Source organism: Brevibacillus brevis NBRC 100599 (genome assembly GCF_000010165.1).
Taxonomy (GTDB): domain Bacteria; phylum Bacillota; class Bacilli; order Brevibacillales; family Brevibacillaceae; genus Brevibacillus; species Brevibacillus brevis_D.
In genome coordinates this window covers 1256658-1275027 of the sequence record NC_012491.1, presented here as the reverse complement: position 1 = coordinate 1275027, position 18370 = coordinate 1256658, and the positions used below count along the sequence as shown (strand labels likewise).

Here is an 18370-nt window from a genome sequence, read left to right as displayed (position 1 = left end):
TTAGCCCAACCGTTCCGCCATAATCGAAATGGCATTCAAAGCTGCTACCGTTACTGGGCTTCCGCCTTTACGTCCCATGTTTGTGATGAATGGGATATCGAGCTTCGCCAGCTCTTCCTTGGATTCTGCCGCGGATACAAAACCAACTGGCATCCCGATCACCAGACCTGGCTTTGCTTCGCCTTCCTTCACCATACGGATCAGCTCCAGGAGTGCCGTAGGTGCGTTTCCGATGCAAAAGATTCCGCCATCTGCTTCCTTGATCGCTTTGCGCATGGAAATGATCGCACGTGTCGTATTCAGACGCTTCGCTTCTTCCATCACATCGCGGTCAGAGATGTACACCTTTACTTCTCCGCCGAATTTTTCAATGCGGTTTTTACTGATGCCGACTTGCACCATCTGTACATCTGCTACGACGATTTTGCCGCTGCGGATCGCTTCGATTCCCGATTTTACTGCGTCCGGGTGGAAAACAAGGCTGCGTCCAAGGTCAAAGTCTGCGGATGCATGGATGACGCGTTGTACTACTGGATATTGTTCTTCTGTAAAGGAATGCTCACCCAGCTCATCTGTAATGATTTGAAAGCTCAAGTCCTCAATCTCTTGCGGTTGTACAGTCATCGGTTTAAATTCCGTTTTGAAATCCATGGTTAGTTTCCTCCAGTCACTTGTTTGAGTTGAGTCAATACGCTTTCGAAATCCGAAAACTTCGTTCCATAATCGATCTTTGGACGACCGATGACGATTGTTTCGATGCCCATTTCCAGTGCCGCTTCCACCTTTTCATCAAAAGCACCTACCTTGCCGCTCTCCTTGGTGATCATCAGCGTGACACCATAATGCTCGTAGAGCGCTTTATTCAGCTCCTTGGAAAAAGGGCCTTGCATCGCGACGATGTTTTTTTGCTCAACACCGAGCTCTTCGCACTTCTGCATATTGTCTAGACGTGGCAGCATGCGGGCTACCAGCGTCGTGTCCGGCAAGCCCAACAGCCGATCCGTGAACGTTTTCAGCGTCTTGCTGCCCGTCGTCAGCATGATGACACCGCGCTTTTCAGCCGCCAGTTCAGCCGCTTGGACGTAGTCTTCTACTACAATCAGCTTTTCACTGCCCGGTGAAGAGAGGCTTTCCCGCTCGTAACGAATGTATGGGACTCCCGCGCCTTGCGCACCTGCCATCGCATTCTTGGAGGCTTCCTCTGCGAAGGGGTGACTCGCGTCGACTACGCATTGGACGGCTCTGTCTTGGATCAGCTGCTGAATATCGTCAGCAGTCAGGCGTCCGACCTGAACGGGCACACCCGCTTCCTCCATACTTTTCGCAGCATTGTCGGTGACAACTGTCGTTAACAGATCGTAGCCCTTGTCCTTGATTTGCAAAGCCAACTCGCGCGCGTCGCTCGTTCCAGCCAGTACCAGAATCATGCTGTCTTCCTCCTACTTGGTAACGTGGTCGTGCTTGTGATCATGCTTGTGGTCATGGTCATGGTCATGGTCATGGTCGTGATGATGATGGTGACCATGGTGGTGATGATGTCCATGCTCGTCATCGTGGTGGTGATGGTGATGGTCGATGTGCTCCATCGCCGCCAGCCTGTACTGACAGGTATCACAGTTCAGCTTCACTTCACCGTGCAACGCTTCCACGACACGATCCTTGAGCACTTCTTTCAACAACGGATGGAAGCCAAAATACTCGGCCATTTCGAACTCGGCTTCTGGATATTGCTCACGGAACTTCTCCAGCTGGTCACTCATCCGTTTAATCAACACACCCGTGAACAAGAAGTACGGCAAGAGTACGATGCGCTTTGCACCCAGCTTCAGGCAGCGCTCAACGCCCTCGTCGTACAAGGGATATGTCACGCCCATGAAGGCGGTCTCTACCCACTTGGCTTTGTAGCGCTCCCAGAACAGTCGGGACATTTTGTAAATATCACTATTGGCATCTGCATCGCTGCTACCGCGTCCGATTACAAGTACAGCCAAGTCATCGTTGTCTTCCCCGGAGGCAAAGCCTGCCTCTTCCATGCGAGCGGTCAAAATATTGATGACTTCGTCGTGAATGCCGATCGGGCGTCCGTAGATGAACTGAACGTGTGGGTGCAGCTCCTTTGCCTCGTCGATGGCAGCCGGAATATGAATTTTCGCATGTCCGGCAGAGAACAGGATGATTGGAATCACCGCCACGCGGGTTGCCCCCCGAGCCACGCATGTATTCAAGCCTTGCAGCATGTCAGGACGGGCAAACTCCAGAAAGCACGTCTCAATAATCGGTACATCCAAGTCCGGTGTTAGCGTCGCCACAAACTGGCGAATCTCTTCATTGCCTTCCGGGTCCTTGCTTCCATGACCTACAAATAATACTGCGTCCATTTTATGTCCCCCTCGTTTTTATTCGGTGTTCTTGCATTAATCTCCGCATGCAGCATTCTCGATTTCAGCTTTTGCTGGCTCGTACCATGCAAAGCCCTCCAGCTCACCTACACGTTGGAAAAACTTGTGGAACCGCTCATTCGGAAATGCGTCTTTTTTGAATCGGTTCACGATTCGCTCCACGAGTGGAACAATCTCTTCTTTTTCGATGCCTTCTGCTACCGGAATACCGGAGTGTGCATTGCGTCCCACCGTTTTTGCTCCTAGGAATAAATCGAACTTTCCTTTGCGGAATACGATCCCAATATCCTCTTGAACCGCGCCATAGCACGCCATCCCGCAGCCGTTGAAGCCGATCTTCAGTTCTTTTGGCATTTCTTTTCCACCAAGCTTTTGGTGCAGCTCCTCGGCATATGGGATGCTGTCTTTTTTCTCGCCGTCGCAGAAATCACACGCTTTTACCTGTAAAACGTCTCCGATCGGGCTGAGAATCAATCCAAGCTCTCGCAAATGGCTAGTGATGCTTTCTGGGTTGGCAGTGGGCACGCGCAAAATCATTTGGTGGTGTGGAGTGTATTCGATCTCGCCTTTTTCTCCTGCCACCTCGGCAATCGCCATCATTTGCAGCGGCGTGATTTTTTTGTTGGCAACACCCGGACTTACCGCGCATTCGAAAATCATCTCTGGCGTAAAGGTAGACACCGGACGATTGACTTGGCCTACAGCTGGCTTGGTTTCAATGCCTTTCGCCGCATTGATAGCCGTCAATGCCTCCATGGCCCATGCGAAAGGAGCTTTTGGTGCGGCTTCTTCTGTTACAGGCGGTGCTTCCAGTACTGCCGTGCTTGTTGCTACACGATTTGCTGGTTCTGTAGCAGGTACTCTATCCTCGGTAACGGCTACTGGTCTTTCTGTGTTCGGTGTTGCTGGTGTTGCCGGAGCTGACGCGAGGCTCTCCTCGGAGGCCTCGAGCGACCAAGGCTCATTTTCTACACGCAGACGCTGATGCGGCTTCAGTGGCTGCTCATCGGCAGACAGCGTATATTTGCGCTGATAACCGCGCGGCGTAATCATTTTGCCGTCGTATACAAACGTCGATGTATTTCCGATAATCACGGTGGTCAACATGCCGATATCATGCTCCAGCATTTGGGCCAGGGTCGTCACGACAACCGTTTCGCGTTCGCGATAAGCACTTTTCACGATACCGACCGGCGTATCTGGTGAGCGGTACTGCAAAAGAATGCGTTGCGCTTCGACAATCTGGCGTGTGCGTCGTCCGCTGCGCGGGTTGTACAACGCGATCACAAAGTCAGCCATCCCTGCTGCGTCAATCCGTTTGGCAATGAGTTCCCACGGCGTCAAGTGATCACTCAAACTGATCGTGCATGCGTCGTGCATGATAGGTGCACCGAGGATCGCCCCACAGGAATTGATCGCCGAGATGCCCGGTACGATTTCGATGGGTACGCCGGTAGCTTCTGTCCAGCCTTTTTCCACCAACACCTCGTATACGAGACCTGCCATCCCGTAAACACCTGAGTCTCCACTGGAAATGACCGCTACCTTTTTGCCTTCCTCTTCCGCCTGACGTACAGCTTCCCGTGCACGGGCCACTTCTTCCGTCATCCCTGTGCTGACGATTTGCTGATTCGTCAAAAGTCCACGGATCAAATCTACGTAAGTGGAATAGCCGATAATGACATCGGACTCTTGCAGGGCTTCCCGCGCCCGCTTGGTGATATGCTCAAAACTCCCTGGACCAAACCCGATCACAAACAACTTGCCGCTCATAAGGCCCCTCCCCTTTTCGCTTCCTGTTTATAATAAAATCGATATCATCACACTAACGAGCAGACATAAGAGTGAAACGAGATACATCAAACGAATCGTCGCGACTATGTCACTTGCCTGCAATGGTCGTTTCGCATCTCCCATTTTTGCCCGGTTCGATGCAACGCCTTGGTAATAATTCAATCCCCCGAGCTGCACGCCTAATGCGCCAGCGACTCCGGCTTCCGGCAAACCGCTGTTTGGACTCGGATGCAAGTGCGCATCTCTTCTGATCATTGCCCAGCACTGCTTCCCATCCAATCGCTGCAGCCAGCTTGCGGTGACAAGCAACAAAGCCGTCAAACGGGCGGGTATGTAGTTCAGTACATCGTCAATGCGGGCAGACGCCCAGCCGAGATTCAGATACTTCTCGTTTTTATAGCCAACCATGGAATCGAGGGTGTTGGCGGCACGGTACGCCATTGCCAACGGAGCTCCCCCAATCGCTGCGAAAATCAGCGGAGAGACAATCGCATCGACGATGTTTTCCGCCACGGTTTCTACCGCTCCCCTACATACTTCCGGTTCATCTAGTTGCTCCGTATCACGTCCGACTACCATGGACAAGGAGCGTCTCGCCGCTTCCATGTCCCCAGCCACAAGATGACGGGCAATCTCCATCCCGGCATCGGCCAAGCCTTTTGTCGCGATCGTCGTAGAAATCAACCAGGCACCCAAGATCCAGGCAAGCACCGGATGGATGAACGTCGCTCCCCACAGAATCAGCCAAACCACAGCATAGCTACCGCCAACGATCACGACCGGAAACAGGACTCCTGCCAGCTTCAAATGCGACTCCTCTTTGACGAGAGAACGTATGACCTGTTCCAAGCGTGTAATCCACCAGCCCATGATGATCACTGGATGCGGCAAGCCCCGGGGGTCACCTACCACCCGATCAATCAAGTAGGCCGCGCATAATACCCATATTTCTGTCATGTTGTCCCTCTCTTACTCTTCAAGGGTTGTGCCATCCAACTCTTCTCTTCCGCATCCAGGCATTCAGCTACCAGTGCCTCTCCATGCTTCATGCCATCGACCTGCCAATATTGGTCAGGATTGTTTTCGAGCCAGGCGGCCTGGAACCAGCGGATCACGCCGCCATGTGTGACGATGACGACTGTATCGGATGTCTCCTCCTTGCCCGCTCTCTCCAACAAGGAACGTAGCCAACGATCCACGCGCATCCCTAGCTCTTCCAGACTCTCCCCTTGCGGAGGTCGATTTCGAAAAGGATCGTCGTACCACCTCGTGGCCCGCACAGGGTCCGACTGCATTAGCTCATCGTAGGTCATCAGCTCCCACTCGCCAAAAGACAGCTCTCTCAAAGCTGGCTCCGAAATAACCGATAGCCCCCAAGTAGCTGCAAGTGGTTCGGCAGTCTGCATGCATCTGAGCAGGTCACTCGAGTAAATCGCAGCGGGTCGCCCGATCAGCACTGGTAATTCCTTGGCCAAATCACTCGCGTGCAGATGCCCGCGCTCATTCAAAGGAACGTCGCTATGCCCCAAATATCGATGCTCACGATTGCTGTCTGTCTCCCCGTGACGTATCCAAACCAGTTTCATAACCACCAGCTCCCGACTAGCACGAGCAGAACGACCGCTTCACTGCTTTCGATAACAGCCCCGTAGCAGTCTCCATTTAAACCGCCCAGTTTTTTTGCAACCGAGCGTGAAAACCATAGAGCAAACAACAGCGACAGGAAAATAGCTGTCATGACCTGCAAGCCCCCAAGATACCATCCTGCTGCGAACACGATGATGTAGCTCACGATGATAGAGGAAACGGAAAGCCCGGAACTGATGCCTTTTCCGATTCCTTTGTCCGCCGAAAGATACGGCCAGAGCTTGATCGACAAAAGCACATGCGTCCGCGCTGCCACTGGCGCTACGATCAAAAAGCTGCCCCATCCCGGATGTGCGAGCTCTGCGACCGCACCCGCCTTGATCAGCAACAGCATAATCGCAGCAAGCACGCCCATCGCACCTACACGGCTGTCCTTCATAATCGCAAGGATTTGCTCTCGCGGCCTGCTGCTGCCAAGACCGTCCGCGAGGTCCATCCACCCATCCATATGAAGACCACCGGTTACGTAGACCCATGCGATCAGTGTCAAAATGGCGGCGATCCATGGACTAAACAACACCAGTCCTGCCTGATGCACACCCCATAGCAATAAACCGATGACCAAACCAACCGCGGGATACCAGTTGACGCTTTTTCTCCACGCCTCCTCAGAAGGACGAAGCCACGGGACCGGAATACGCGTAAAAAACGAGATCGCATGTAAAAATGCATTCATCCTTTGATCCTCCACGGTATCCCCGACAAAACCGCGTAGACGGCGTCCGCTTGTCGCGCACTTCTCTGATTGACATCGCCCAGCACATCCGCGAACCATCTGCCCAAACGACTCAAGGCCACACCGCCCAATCCAACCTCGCTTGTGACAGCAATGACTTTTTGCGGGGAATTCTGAACGAGGGTCAGCCACGCCTCTGCCTCCTGCAGCAGGGCTTGGGTGTGTGAGGCACTTCTCCATTCCGACTCCTCCACGCTCATCAATCGATTACTCACCCAAGTGGACAGACAATCGATCAACACCACATCATACTGCTCACGAAATGCGTGGTAATCGGTTAACCGCTCTCCTACCTCCACACAGCCCCATTCCAGCGGACGACGTGCCTGATGCTGCTCGATTCTCTGCTTCATTTCATCATCCCAAGCCTTGCCTGTCGCCACGTACAGGACTCGACTTCCCAACGTCATCGCGAGCTCTTCCGCGTAGCGGCTTTTTCCTGAACGGACACCGCCTGTTACCAGCACCAAGCTCATCGCTGTTCCCTTCCTTCCGCATGGACCTCGCGAAGCGCTACCAAAAGTCGTTCATTTTCCTCTCGTCCACGCACGGCAACTCTCACATCATGGGCCGTCAAACCGGGATACATCGCACAGTTGCGGATCAGAACGCCTTTTTTGCCGAGCCGTGCCTGCAATTGCTCTGCTGGTAATCCTTCTGGCGAGCGCAGTAGCAAAAAGTTTGCCTCCGAAGGCCACACCTTCCAGCCCAACTCACTACGGATGCAATCAGTCAAATACGCACGTTCTGTTTTGATGAGCCTGCGCGTCTGTTCCTCGTATGCCTGCTCCTGCAAGCACAGTTCTCCTGCCAAAAGGGCCAGTGCATTCACGCTCCAGCTCACTTGCTTTTGGCGCATTTTCGCAATGACATCCGGGTGCGCAATCGCATAGCCCAAGCGCAATCCCGGGATCGCGTACATTTTCGTCATCGAACGCATCAAAATCACACGGGGAAAGCGCTCCAGCTGCATCGCCAATGTATACTGCCGCTCTTCCTCCACAAAATCGAGAAAAGCCTCATCCACGACGAGCCACGTATTGGTCTCTTGCGCCCATTCCGCCATTTGGCGCAGCTCATCCGGTTGATACAGGATTCCGGTCGGATTATTAGGTGACCCGACAAATACGAGATCCGTCTGCGCAAAAAGTGTATACAGCTCTTCAGGATCGGGCTTGTACCCGTTCGCTTCCTTCCCGAAGCAGCCAATGACACGAGCTCCATACTGCTCGGAAAGTTGCGCGTATTCCGAAAAGCAAGGATACACCACACCAACTGTTTGTGGTGAAAGACCGAGGATGGCCAGTGCCATTGCCTCCGCTGCACCATTCGCAGGCAGCAGCCATTCCTCCGACATTTGCAGCCGTTTGGCCAACGCACGACGAAACACACGATGTCCAGGGTCTGGGTAATGCGCTACAGCAGCCAACGAAGCCAGTAGCATCTCACGGACGCTTGCTGGCATCCCCAGCGGATTAATATTGGCACTGTAATCCAGAAACTGCCCGGGCTCTCGACCAAAGCGCTGCGCTGCGGTCAGCAGGTCTCCACCATGACCGTACGTCTCTATTACACCTGCGCTTGTCAAAACTCTACCCCCAGCACAGCTGGAATCCCCTCATCGTAGTAATGCTTGATTGGCTTCATCTCTGTCACCAGATCTGCTATGTCTAGGATCTCCTGCTTTGCTGCCCGTCCCGTAATCACGAGGTGGATATGACTTGGCCTGTTTTGAATCGCTTCCAAAACAGCGGACAATGGCAACACATCGTCAATCGGGAAGCGGTCAATCGCCAATGCATTATTCAGCTCATCCAAAATAACGACATCGTACGCTCCGGAAGAGAGCTTTTCACTAGCAAACGCCCAAGCTTCCTTCAATGCCTCACGATGCTCCTCCGGTGTCTTTGTCCAGGTGAAGCCGACGCCCATTTGCACGATTTCAATGCCCAATTTATCAAAAATAATCTTTTCTCCATATGTTCGCTCCGGCGACTTGATGAATTGAACCATCAGCACCTTTTTTCCGCGCCCTGTCGCCCGCACAGCCAATCCGACTGCTGCCGTCGTTTTTCCTTTGCCGTCTCCTGTGTAAACGAGGGTCAAGCCCCGCTTCTTATCGTTTTTCTCCATCCTGACCACCTCAAAAAGTGACGTATTTTACTCTGCTGTTCTATCCATACTTTCCGAAGCAACAAAACGGTCATGACCGTTTTGTTGACCGCAAGCGGTCGCATCCACTTTTATGAAAAACGTCGAGACGTTTTTCACAGAAAAAAAGCGCTCTGTTTCCCCCAGTACGTAAGGAAAAACAAAGCGCGGATAGCTGAAAAGCAACAATCCTCACCTCTTCCTTTGACCCGAAGGAAATCAGTGTAAACATAAAACAGGCAGGTCTCCTGGCTTGAGGATCATCACTCTTCTTCTCCTTCCCGCTCCCGGATGGGCAGTGGATGGCATGATGCCTTGAAGAATAGCTACTCTCTTACAGTGGCGGGACCGCGTTGGCTTTTCACCAAACTTCCCTTTTAACCTTGCTCCTGCGAATCGGTTTCGCAAAAACAAGGACCTGTTTCTCTTCCATATGTAAATGTCATTCGTTTCGTTGACAAGCACTTGCTTTAATAATAGCAAAAGCTACCGAGGATTCAAGCAAAAGCTGCCGATTCCTCGCAGGTGTCTATTGGCAGAAAATTTAAGATAATGACCGTTTACTTACTTGACGTTTTTCGTTACCCTATTGGCAAAACAATCGAAAGTGGTGTGCAGTCATGCTATATCCTCCGATTCCAAAAATAACAGACATGGTCCTGCCCAGCCCACTGCCGATCAAGGAATGCAACGAACCGATGATCCCCCTCTCTTCCCTTTCGGAACAAATCACGATCTATCCAGCCTACTACCACGAGGGCTATGCCGGAACGCAGCCGGAAGCCTTTTTGCGAGAAGGGGCAGCACGCAAGCTCGCTACGGCAGCCGCGCAACTGCCAGTTGGCTACAAGCTCGTCGTGCTGGACGGCTGGCGCTCGTTCGAGGTACAGGCATCGCTGTATGAGCGTTTCCGTGAAGCCTTGCTTTTACAAGGCTGGCAGGAAGGACCCGCCCTCACGGAAGAATTGAGCAAATTCGTTGCGTATCCAACAACAGACCTCTCCAAACCGTCCCCGCACCTATCCGGTGGTGCCGTCGATCTGACTATCGCAGGACCTGATGGCTGGCTGGAGATGGGCACAGCCTTCGATGATTTCAGTGAAAGAGCTGATACTTGCCATTATGAAGAACTCGTACAGCCTACCCAAAAAGACATCGAGATTCGAGACAATCGCCGACTGCTCTATCATTTGATGACTACTGCCGGATTCGTCAACTATCCGCAGGAGTGGTGGCATTTTGAGTATGGTACGCGCACGTGGGGACAAAAAACGCAGCAGGAGCCGATCTATGGCGGGGTTTTGTCGATGTAACCACAAATACTCAAGTATTCAGCCGAAAAAGGCATGAGCCCGGTCTATACCGTACTCATGCCCAGATGGCCGCCCACTCCTCAATAAATTCCTGTACCTTTTAGCTCACTGGTATTTCAGAAGAAGCTGCTGAAACCAAAAGGCTTTTGTTGTATTCAGGTGACAATACAATATTTGTATAAGTTCCGCGACCAGACACATAGTGATAGGAATGCTCGACCCCTGCTGGGATAAAAATAGCCGCTGGACTCTCAACAGTCTTCTCTTCTTCACCGAGTTGAACATGACACACCAGCCCAGTGCCATCAGGTGCATCTCCCCAAAAGAGGAAGGCACTGTCACAATGATGCGCATGTCTGTCTACATGCTTTTCAGGAATACCGGACAAATCGCATAGTCCAAATATCCTTTGGATCACATAGAATGAGGCTCGCTCATCAACACGCGAATCCATCATAACCCAGCGTATCCCTGGACCGTCACGATGATACTGTAGCTCTGAAGCACCTTTGGGAAACGGCTTTCCTACCTGTAAGGAAACAGGTAGCTTTGGACTTCCTATTGGAGGACGCTTTTCTTCGAGAAGCCGTGTTCTTCCAATTGTTTCGGGAGGTAATGGCTCATACGCTTTGGAATTTCTCTTTACGGCTTGGACATGGTAAGCCGATGTATGCGTAAAGGCATTTTGCCCGGTGATAGGGCGCAGTTCGTCCGGCCTATACCCTGTCGTCAGACGTATCGCTTGGACAAGCTCGGGAATTCTATCCAAAGAATATCGATGATCATTTCGCAGCTTTTGCAACGCAACAGTAAGCTGGATCAAGTCAGTAATGCCTGCTCTTTCACCGATCCCTAAAATTGTCGCATCAATGACAGAAGCGCCTGCATCAATAGCCGCCAGCGCATTCGCTTGAGCAAGACCGAAATCATTATGCAGATGAACTTCAATTTCGCATCCAAACTCCTCAATGGCACGAGTTACGATTTTTTTGCATGTATCAGGCTCCCAAATCCCGACAGTATCTGCCAAACTAATGCGATCTGCACCTGCCTGCAAAGCAGCATAACCTAAGCTGGATATCTTTTCCCACTCTGTCCGTGAAGCGTCTTCAATCGTGAATCTAACCTGTAATCCAAGCTTTTTTGCTTCGATAACTGCTTGTTGGACTTTCTCAAGTATATAGCTTTCCTCGTGATGTCTGAATTTGGTTTGGATAGACACATCATTAATGGAAGCCCATATCCCCACCCAGTCTGCTTTGGCGCGCTTTGCAGCATGTACTTCTTCAACAGTAGCTCTCGCATGCATTAGTATTTGCGCTCGTCTTGCCGATTGAGCCACTTTTCGGCAGATTTCTTCATCCAGAGCAGAAATTCCGGGATGGCCCACTTCTATGAGGTTTATTTGATAGCTTTCCAAGAGATGCAGTATGCGAATCTTGTCTTCGCATGTGAAGCGAACGCCTGCTTGCTGCTCTCCTTCTCGCAGTGTTGCATCCAAAATTTGAAACGGCTTCATTTCCAGCACATCCTTACGAGTTTACTTACTTTTTCAGGAATTCGTCTGTTTCACGCAAGAGCTGAGCACGATTTTTTTCATACAACACCCAATGTGTGGCATCTTTGATAACCACTTCTTGTTTTGCAGATGAATTGGTCAGCTTATGGAAGAGGGACTTATCGGCAAAAAAGTCTAGATCTCCTCGAATGATCAACACTGGCGTCGTAATTTTCGCCGCATCAAAAATGGGTCTGTCCGTCCATATGTAATACAGATCTACCAAAGGTCCCATTGGACGGCGGATGGACTGTTCAGATTGCTTGCTGCTGTTAGGATCAGCGTTTACGAAGACCTTGGATACAGCATTCATTGCCTCACCAGAAACCAGATCACGTTTATCTAGCATCATGTGCCAATGGTGCATGGCCTTGTCAAACTGGACAACCTGATATGCTGGTAATTGGGGATTAATTTCACCTGGCTTCCCTTTTGCTTCAAACGGAGTTGCCATCAAAGGCAAAGAAAAACCATGCATAACACCATAAAGCACGAGTTTTTCAATATCATCGGAATGTTCAGTCGCGTACATCCCTGCAACAACTCCACCCCATGACCATCCTACGATACTGATTTTATCCACTTGTCGGGTTTTCTTTATGTGCTGGACGACAGCCTCCAGATCTTTTACCGCCTCAGTAGCACGGACGACAGGAGCATTCTTTACAGGTGGTTGATCCATCTCAACTGGTCGGGTAGAATGCCCGAACCCTCGGAAGTCCATCGCCCAAGTGTCGTAGCCTTGCTTTGCGTATTCCTCCATCCAGGAGAATCCCGGAACATCGAAAGCTTCGGCAGTAGGTACGCTAAACGGTTCAAGAAACAACACAACCTCTTTGCTGGCGAACTTTTCCTTGTTTTTCGCACTCATATGCCTCACATACAAGGAGACGTCCTGATCGATGCTTGGCACTTTCAGTTCTTCCGTTACGATCTCACTGGTTGATTCCACTACTGATTGAGCTTGTGTTTTACTATTTTGATGGGGGGAATCAGGAGTTGAACACCCTTGAACAAGCAGGCCTAAAGATATGACTAGCATAAGAAAATGATTTTTCATTTGATGATTGAAATTCATAGTTTGGCACTTCTTTCAAATTAGATTTAGAGGGTCCTAGAAATTGAAGATTCTCGACAGCAACGCAATGCATCCAGCTGCAATGATTAAGCCTGCGGGCAGCCCATTTGACAGTAGCACGGCCAAAAGTGTTCCAATTGTTACGCCTATGAAAACAACCGGTTGATCTGGCAAAATACTTAAGCCTTTTCCCCCGACATAAGAGATGATAAAACCTGCTAAAATGGCTATCGTTGCTTTCCAACTGACCATTTCCTTACCAAGGGAGATGAAATCATATTTTCCTTTGGCAATCGGAATCAACAAGAATACCATTAGACAAAACAGACCCACATGGAACATTGGTTTTTGGATTGCATCCATGACAGGCACTGCTTTTAACAAAGATAATCCGAGCAGCAAGAGGGAAGCGTAGACGAGAACCAGATCCTTTGCCACTAATGACAAGAGGGCGATTACCAGTAAGATAATGGTGGTATGCAACATAGGAGTCCTTATAGTAGCGTGTTATCCCAGCTTCCCTCTGCCGGGGCTTCCACCTGTACCATTTGGACGGAAGCTAAATTGACTTTGACTAGATTGGGAGCAACGGCTGGCAATAGGTTTGGTCTCTGAATGATTAGTTTGAATGCCTCAAAGCTAGCCAATACGCCGACGATATTCGCTACCGGAGCAAGCACTGCCCATGGAGCCTCTCCTTTTACATAGGCATCTGCCCATTCAGGCAAAGCGCCTTGCGATACGGAATACTTTGCACGCTCGTCTTTGATCTGACTAATTTTTTCACGCATCTCTGGTGTGAGAGGCTGTTTGTAAGAAGGGTGTCTCATGGCGACCTCATAGGGCAAGGAGTCCGGGGTCATGCACATGACTCCTCCACGGAAAGGTGGTGTTACCGCAATCCAGATGGAAGGAATCCCCATATCGGCTGCTGTTCTATGAATGATTACCCGTGCAACCAGATTATCCGTAGCATCTACAATCACATCTGTATCACCCAGCAGATCATGTGCATTTTCTTCGGTAACAAACTCCCTTGTTACCTTTACTTCCAGCTCTGGATTGATATCGTGAAGTATTTCCTTCGCTACTTCCGCCTTGGGAGAGTTGATTTTGCTGACAAAGCTGAGCATTTGGCGATTGAGATTACTTTCCTCAAACGAGTCTTGATCGATGACATGAAGCTTCCCTACACCCATCCGGGCGAGTTGAATCAATGTGATTCCTCCCACACCGCCTGCACCTACCACCGTTACTCTTGCATTTCGCAGTTTGGCTTGCTCCTTACTCGTAATGATTCCGAAATTGCGGGTAAAACTATTGTTATATAATTGGCTATTTTCTATCAATGACACACGATCATCTCCTTTGTTCTTTCAAAATCGTTATAGTGTTGCATAGTTCCACGTTCCATCAGGGGGAGTTGTCACTTTTACCGGTGTGTCCGTATCTAGATTAATGAGAACTCCTTTGGGTGCACGTGCCAACGGTTCTCTGCCCGTCAAGATTTGCACGGCTTCATGAAAGCTGAAAAGCGATATGAGATGAGCGCGAACTGGTGTAATAATCCAGCCAGCCTTTCCCTCACAAAAATCCTCTGCCCATTCCTTTGGAGCTCCTTCTTTGACAGAGTGCCAGGCCCTGGCTTTTTTTATGTCAGCAATCTCTTGGCGTAACGCTTCATTGGTCAACTTTTCCCCTGCTCCTGGGATGTTCAATGCTGTTTCGTACGAAATGCCGTCTGGAAAAAAGGATGAGACAAATCCTCGGGTTGGGGGGCTCCCTGACATGCCCACGCTTGGTATGCCCAGCTCACGCGCGGTCCGGTGGATGATGACACGGGAGGGTATATCGTCCACTGCTTCAATCACCAGATCATGCCCTTTCATCAGTTCAAGCACATTGTCTTCATCGACATTTGCTTGGACGCATCGAATAGATATGTATGGGTTAATGGATTGAAGAACTTCTTCAGCCGTCGCCGCTTTTGATTTACCCAATGAATGTACCGTAGCCAGCATCTGACGATTGATGTTAGAAACCTCGAATTCATCAGGATCTACTCCGGTGACATGCCCGATCCCCATGCGGGCGCAAAGAATCGCTTCCATTCCCCCGACCCCACCGAGTCCAAATATGATGACCTTTCCGTCCTTTAAGCGTTTTTGTTCCTCAGTGGTATACACGCCAATATTTTTCTTGACCATTTCCCAATAAAACGAATCCATTTCCAATCCTTTTTCCTCCTCTTTCCAAATTGAATTGTCCATTTACCTTTGACATTATAGAGTTCCAGTTACTAGCAAAAAAATAGCTCGTTATGACTATTAATTGGGTTTTATTTGAAATTTCCATGAACATAGGAGAAAAATTTTCAGCTAGAATAGACAAAATAAAAAGGCTTGAGTCCGGTACAATACCGAATCCAAGCCTTACACTCCCCTAACCTTACTGCATAAAATCCGCCATGATGATCTCCGTATCAAACGGCGTAATCCCTTCCTCCAAGGAAAATACCGTATCTGCCTCTTCTGCTTGATCAATCAGCGTCCCTCTCGCCTGTGCATGAAGCATGAACAACTCATGCAGGGTAGGCTTCACCAACGAGGTGAGCGCTCTTCCCATCAGCTCCACCCCTCCGGCATTAGACTCCACATTGTTGGCAAAACGCGGATCGGAATTCAGGGCGATATCCGTCCAAATCACTTTTCTCTCCATGAGATCCAGAATGACCGGGATACAAATCCGCGTGTCTGCGGCGAGATCAATCTTGTCCTGTACCGTCTGCGGCTCGAAAATTTCTCCTGTCTGTGGCGCCGACCGAATCATCCAGCCTGCGTAGCATTCAGGCAAATCACAATAAGGCTGACTCGAAAACGAATACAGGTTCATTACGACATATCGACCACCATAGCGGATGACAGAATCAATTCCGATGTCGATGAACTCGCACGCGCCTTCGGGAGCCTCCACAATATCCCCGCTATGGTACGCTTGATACTTGTCGGAACGCAGATTGGTATAAGAAATATGCTCCATGTACTTCCAGTCTTTGCTATAGAGCACGGCAGACAAATCGATATCGACTCTGCCTGTAGGGACATCGTTGACGCTCCCTTCCCTCCACCACAGGAAAAAGCGAATCGTTCCTCCACCCGGGATCGATAGACGGGAGCCGCGTGCAATCGTGCGCAACGCTTTGCTGGCGGAGCGCATCGAAAAAGGAACGAGATGCTCCTGTAGTCGCGGATCGATATAGACGTTGCCCAGCGACGGCAATTGGGCAAAACGGTTTAACAACGCTGTCCGGCAAATATCCGCTGCCTTCTGTCTGATGTCCTCTTGCAAGCCTGGCACTCGGTTTTCGATTGCCTGTACTTTCGCCACCTGCCCTTTCGGAAAAAAGGTTCGCCATTCCCCGTAGCTATCCCGTTTGTCGAAGTGATTCATGACTTGCAAAAGAACTGGAGTCGATACACCATCCGCAATTTTCTCGAAGGCAGTGAGGACTGGACTCCCCTGCTCTGTCAGGCGCAACAAATGATCCAGACGGCGGGCGAATTCCCCTGGGCGCTGTTCGAGCAGCTTGATCGCCGTATTCACATCCGCACGGACCAGCGCCTTCTCTACTTGGCTATTGAACGTCTCGATCTTGTGATTGTTGCGCAAAATATCGAATGCTTCTGCCGCTTTCGGGTAGCGATCCTTATATTCAAACGGATGCAAGATTTCCCCGAGACGAATCCATCTGTTTTTGTAACGATTCATGTCTTCAACGATATTCAAGCTGGCTTCCAGTAGGCCAAGGAGCAGCCTTCTTTCCCCGCGTTTGAACTTGTGAAATTTTGCAGGCTCTGCCAAGCTCACATCTCCATCAGACAGCGCCACTGCCAGACGCAATACATCTGTTGCGGTCTTGTAATAGTGAGCAAAAAAAGCAGCAGGAAGCTTGTCATATTTGAGCAGCAGGCTAGCAGCGATCGCCACGTTTTCCTTTTGAGGAATCTCTGTCGGCAGAGCTTCTGCGATTCCTTCATAGGCCTGAATCAAGCCCTCCAAGTCTTCCTTATCAGTAGCAGACAATGAGCTATTGGCGCGCAGCAAATTCATTCCTACCTGCAGCAGCTCTTCATCTGTGCCCAAATGAATCAGCTTCAGGCGAGATTCTCTTAGCAAAGGCAAACGTTTTTTCACTTCGTGCACAGGAAGATCCAATGTCAAATAATGAATGATTGCATTTACAAACAGCTCACCCTCGCTAGCCTCCATGACTTGCTTAGGAAAATTCGGATACATCGGCTTGTACTGGCGGGATGCCCCGATCTTTACTTTTAGCACAGCTACCACATCCGAATAGAGCGCAAAAAACTCTCCTTCCGACAGCGTACGGATTCTTTCTAGCAATTCCAGTGAAAAGGTATAGCCCAAGCTCTCTATATTGCGCAAAGCCGCAGCTAAATAAGAGGTAGGCAGTTCATGCTGCCCCTGATGTACGATGATTTTATTTTTCCGGCGAAGGTAGATTTGATTTTTCATTGGCATCACGAAAAAAATCAGGAAACCTTTCGCTTAGAAGGAAGGTGTACAATAGCCTGATTTTTTATTCCTTTTTGTAATTTTTATCCATCTTACTTCAATTCTCCCTGATGGTAAAGTTCTCCCTCAGGAACGAGACATAAATCCGTCCCCAGTCCTAATTCGATTTCATTCCGCTGCCCGTTATTCCGCATTCTTCATCCCTGTAAAGTGAGTAGCAGAGTACCAAAACTTTACTGGAGGGAGACTCGATTCATGAAGCAATCTGTTATGAAAAGTCATTCAGCCCCCCCTTTCTTTCAAGGGGAGAAATGGTTAGTGTATACCGGCTTGCTTGGCTTCTTACTCGCTGCTATATGCGCAATCTGGGTCATGCTTCACGGAGGACCCGTCGCTCCTAATGGCGATGTCTCGAAAGTGTTTTCCTTTAATGCCGCACTCGGAATATTTTTATTGACGACAGCCGCAATCATTCCGTTATCTGCCTTGGGTACACGAAGTAGAGCTATCTTTCGCTGGTCTTATATCCCGCTTGCTCTCTATTCTTACGGAGCGGAAACCGTACAAAACTTCCGCGGTGTGGACCCGAGGTTCGTCAAAAATGGTACACCCTTCGACGTCGCCGTTGGTTCCATTTTTACTTTTGTGGCTCTTCTCCTGGTCCTCTTTTATGTATTCATTGCCATTCAGTTTTTCCGAAGAAAAGCTTATTCCCTACACCCAGAGCTAGCCATTAGCATCCGCTATGCCATGATTGCGATTATGCTCTCGTTTGCGGCAGGCCTCTGGATTTCATTCAACTATGGTCGAGTGGTCGGAGAGGAAGGGAATATCATTTGGCTCCATGGCATTGGTTTTCATGCTCTGCAAGCAGTACCTTTTGTCGCTTGGTTAGCGGAACGTAAAAAGCATGTATCCACTGCTCGTACTGGATTCATCCATCTCACGGGCATCGCCTACTTGCTCGGTTTGGCTGCAATCGGCTGGCAAACCTATCTCGGTCGTGCTGTTTTGGAAATGTCCGTATTTCCGATTATCGCCGCCTGTTGTTTCTTGGTTTCCTTTATTCCAATTGTTTTCTTCCTTCTCCAAAAGAACGATGCAAAAAAACTCCACTACACTTCTGATATTCAGAACTAATTGATTCTCCTTATCATT

The 18370-nt window shown here is 49.9% G+C and carries 19 protein-coding genes and 1 riboswitch; of the genes, 2 read left to right on the top strand and 17 right to left on the bottom strand.

What is annotated here, in order from left to right; all coding sequences use genetic code 11:
• From BBR47_RS06615 to BBR47_RS06565, 11 genes are read right to left on the bottom strand one after another with little or no spacing between them, the layout of a single operon-like run.
• Nucleotides 1-651 (bottom strand): precorrin-8X methylmutase, encoded by a 651-nt coding sequence (locus BBR47_RS06615; protein WP_012684976.1) that lies wholly within the window; start codon nt 649-651, stop codon nt 1-3.
• Nucleotides 652-653: 2 nt separating this feature from the next.
• The gene (cobK, locus tag BBR47_RS06610; protein ID WP_012684975.1) at nt 654-1427 is read right to left on the bottom strand and encodes a precorrin-6A reductase; all 774 of its coding nucleotides are present in this window, start codon (nt 1425-1427) and stop codon (nt 654-656) included.
• A gap of 12 nt (nt 1428-1439) precedes the next feature.
• The gene (locus tag BBR47_RS06605; RefSeq protein WP_012684974.1) at nt 1440-2378 is read right to left on the bottom strand and encodes a sirohydrochlorin chelatase; all 939 of its coding nucleotides are present in this window, start codon (nt 2376-2378) and stop codon (nt 1440-1442) included.
• Nucleotides 2379-2414: 36 nt separating this feature from the next.
• Complete coding sequence (gene cobJ / locus BBR47_RS06600; RefSeq protein WP_012684973.1) at nt 2415-4172, bottom strand: precorrin-3B C(17)-methyltransferase; 1758 nt, start codon at nt 4170-4172, stop codon at nt 2415-2417.
• A gap of 27 nt (nt 4173-4199) precedes the next feature.
• A complete protein-coding gene (cbiB, locus tag BBR47_RS06595) occupies nt 4200-5150 on the bottom strand; it encodes an adenosylcobinamide-phosphate synthase CbiB (protein ID WP_012684972.1) in 951 nt (316 codons plus the stop codon).
• A complete protein-coding gene (locus tag BBR47_RS06590; protein ID WP_012684971.1) occupies nt 5147-5779 on the bottom strand; it encodes a histidine phosphatase family protein in 633 nt (210 codons plus the stop codon). Before BBR47_RS06590 ends, cbiB begins: the two co-directional genes overlap by 4 nt.
• A complete protein-coding gene (gene cobS, locus BBR47_RS06585) occupies nt 5776-6516 on the bottom strand; it encodes an adenosylcobinamide-GDP ribazoletransferase (protein WP_012684970.1) in 741 nt (246 codons plus the stop codon). The genes BBR47_RS06590 and cobS overlap by 4 nt, the downstream gene beginning before the upstream one ends.
• Nucleotides 6513-7052, bottom strand: a complete 540-nt coding sequence (cobU, locus tag BBR47_RS06580) for a bifunctional adenosylcobinamide kinase/adenosylcobinamide-phosphate guanylyltransferase (RefSeq protein ID WP_012684969.1) — start codon at nt 7050-7052, stop codon at nt 6513-6515. The genes cobS and cobU overlap by 4 nt, the downstream gene beginning before the upstream one ends.
• Nucleotides 7049-8164 (bottom strand): threonine-phosphate decarboxylase CobD, encoded by a 1116-nt coding sequence (gene cobD, locus BBR47_RS06575; RefSeq protein WP_012684968.1) that lies wholly within the window; start codon nt 8162-8164, stop codon nt 7049-7051. Before cobD ends, cobU begins: the two co-directional genes overlap by 4 nt.
• Nucleotides 8161-8709 (bottom strand): cob(I)yrinic acid a,c-diamide adenosyltransferase, encoded by a 549-nt coding sequence (cobO, locus tag BBR47_RS06570; RefSeq protein WP_012684967.1) that lies wholly within the window; start codon nt 8707-8709, stop codon nt 8161-8163. The genes cobD and cobO overlap by 4 nt, the downstream gene beginning before the upstream one ends.
• A 27-nt stretch (nt 8710-8736) precedes the next feature.
• Nucleotides 8737-8916 (bottom strand): hypothetical protein, encoded by a 180-nt coding sequence (locus BBR47_RS06565; RefSeq protein WP_041749286.1) that lies wholly within the window; start codon nt 8914-8916, stop codon nt 8737-8739.
• Between the two features lie 31 nt (nt 8917-8947).
• A riboswitch (cobalamin riboswitch) is annotated at nt 8948-9164 on the bottom strand.
• Between the two features lie 183 nt (nt 9165-9347).
• On the opposite strand from BBR47_RS06565, the gene BBR47_RS06560 reads away from it, so the two are divergent.
• Nucleotides 9348-10040: a M15 family metallopeptidase gene (locus BBR47_RS06560; protein ID WP_012684965.1), complete on the top strand. Its 693-nt coding sequence runs from the start codon at nt 9348-9350 to the stop codon at nt 10038-10040.
• Between the two features lie 100 nt (nt 10041-10140).
• Here BBR47_RS06560 and BBR47_RS06555 read toward each other — a convergent pair whose 3' ends face one another.
• From BBR47_RS06555 to BBR47_RS06530, 6 genes are all read right to left on the bottom strand, one after another.
• On the bottom strand, nt 10141-11559 hold the full coding sequence (locus BBR47_RS06555) for a LeuA family protein (protein ID WP_012684964.1): 1419 nt from the start codon (nt 11557-11559) through the stop codon (nt 10141-10143).
• A gap of 25 nt (nt 11560-11584) precedes the next feature.
• A complete protein-coding gene (locus tag BBR47_RS06550; protein ID WP_012684963.1) occupies nt 11585-12676 on the bottom strand; it encodes an alpha/beta fold hydrolase in 1092 nt (363 codons plus the stop codon).
• A gap of 36 nt (nt 12677-12712) precedes the next feature.
• Nucleotides 12713-13162: a DUF441 domain-containing protein gene (locus BBR47_RS06545; protein WP_012684962.1), complete on the bottom strand. Its 450-nt coding sequence runs from the start codon at nt 13160-13162 to the stop codon at nt 12713-12715.
• Between the two features lie 8 nt (nt 13163-13170).
• On the bottom strand, nt 13171-14031 hold the full coding sequence (locus BBR47_RS06540; protein WP_012684961.1) for a HesA/MoeB/ThiF family protein: 861 nt from the start codon (nt 14029-14031) through the stop codon (nt 13171-13173).
• Nucleotides 14032-14061: 30 nt separating this feature from the next.
• A complete protein-coding gene (locus BBR47_RS06535) occupies nt 14062-14910 on the bottom strand; it encodes a HesA/MoeB/ThiF family protein (RefSeq protein ID WP_012684960.1) in 849 nt (282 codons plus the stop codon).
• 214 nt (nt 14911-15124) lie between these two features.
• On the bottom strand, nt 15125-17212 hold the full coding sequence (locus BBR47_RS06530; RefSeq protein ID WP_041749793.1) for a TerD family protein: 2088 nt from the start codon (nt 17210-17212) through the stop codon (nt 15125-15127).
• A gap of 255 nt (nt 17213-17467) precedes the next feature.
• Here BBR47_RS06530 and BBR47_RS06525 point away from each other — a divergent pair, with 255 nt between their 5' ends.
• Nucleotides 17468-18352, top strand: a complete 885-nt coding sequence (locus BBR47_RS06525; RefSeq protein ID WP_012684958.1) for a hypothetical protein — start codon at nt 17468-17470, stop codon at nt 18350-18352.
• Nucleotides 18353-18370 lie beyond the last annotated feature (18 nt).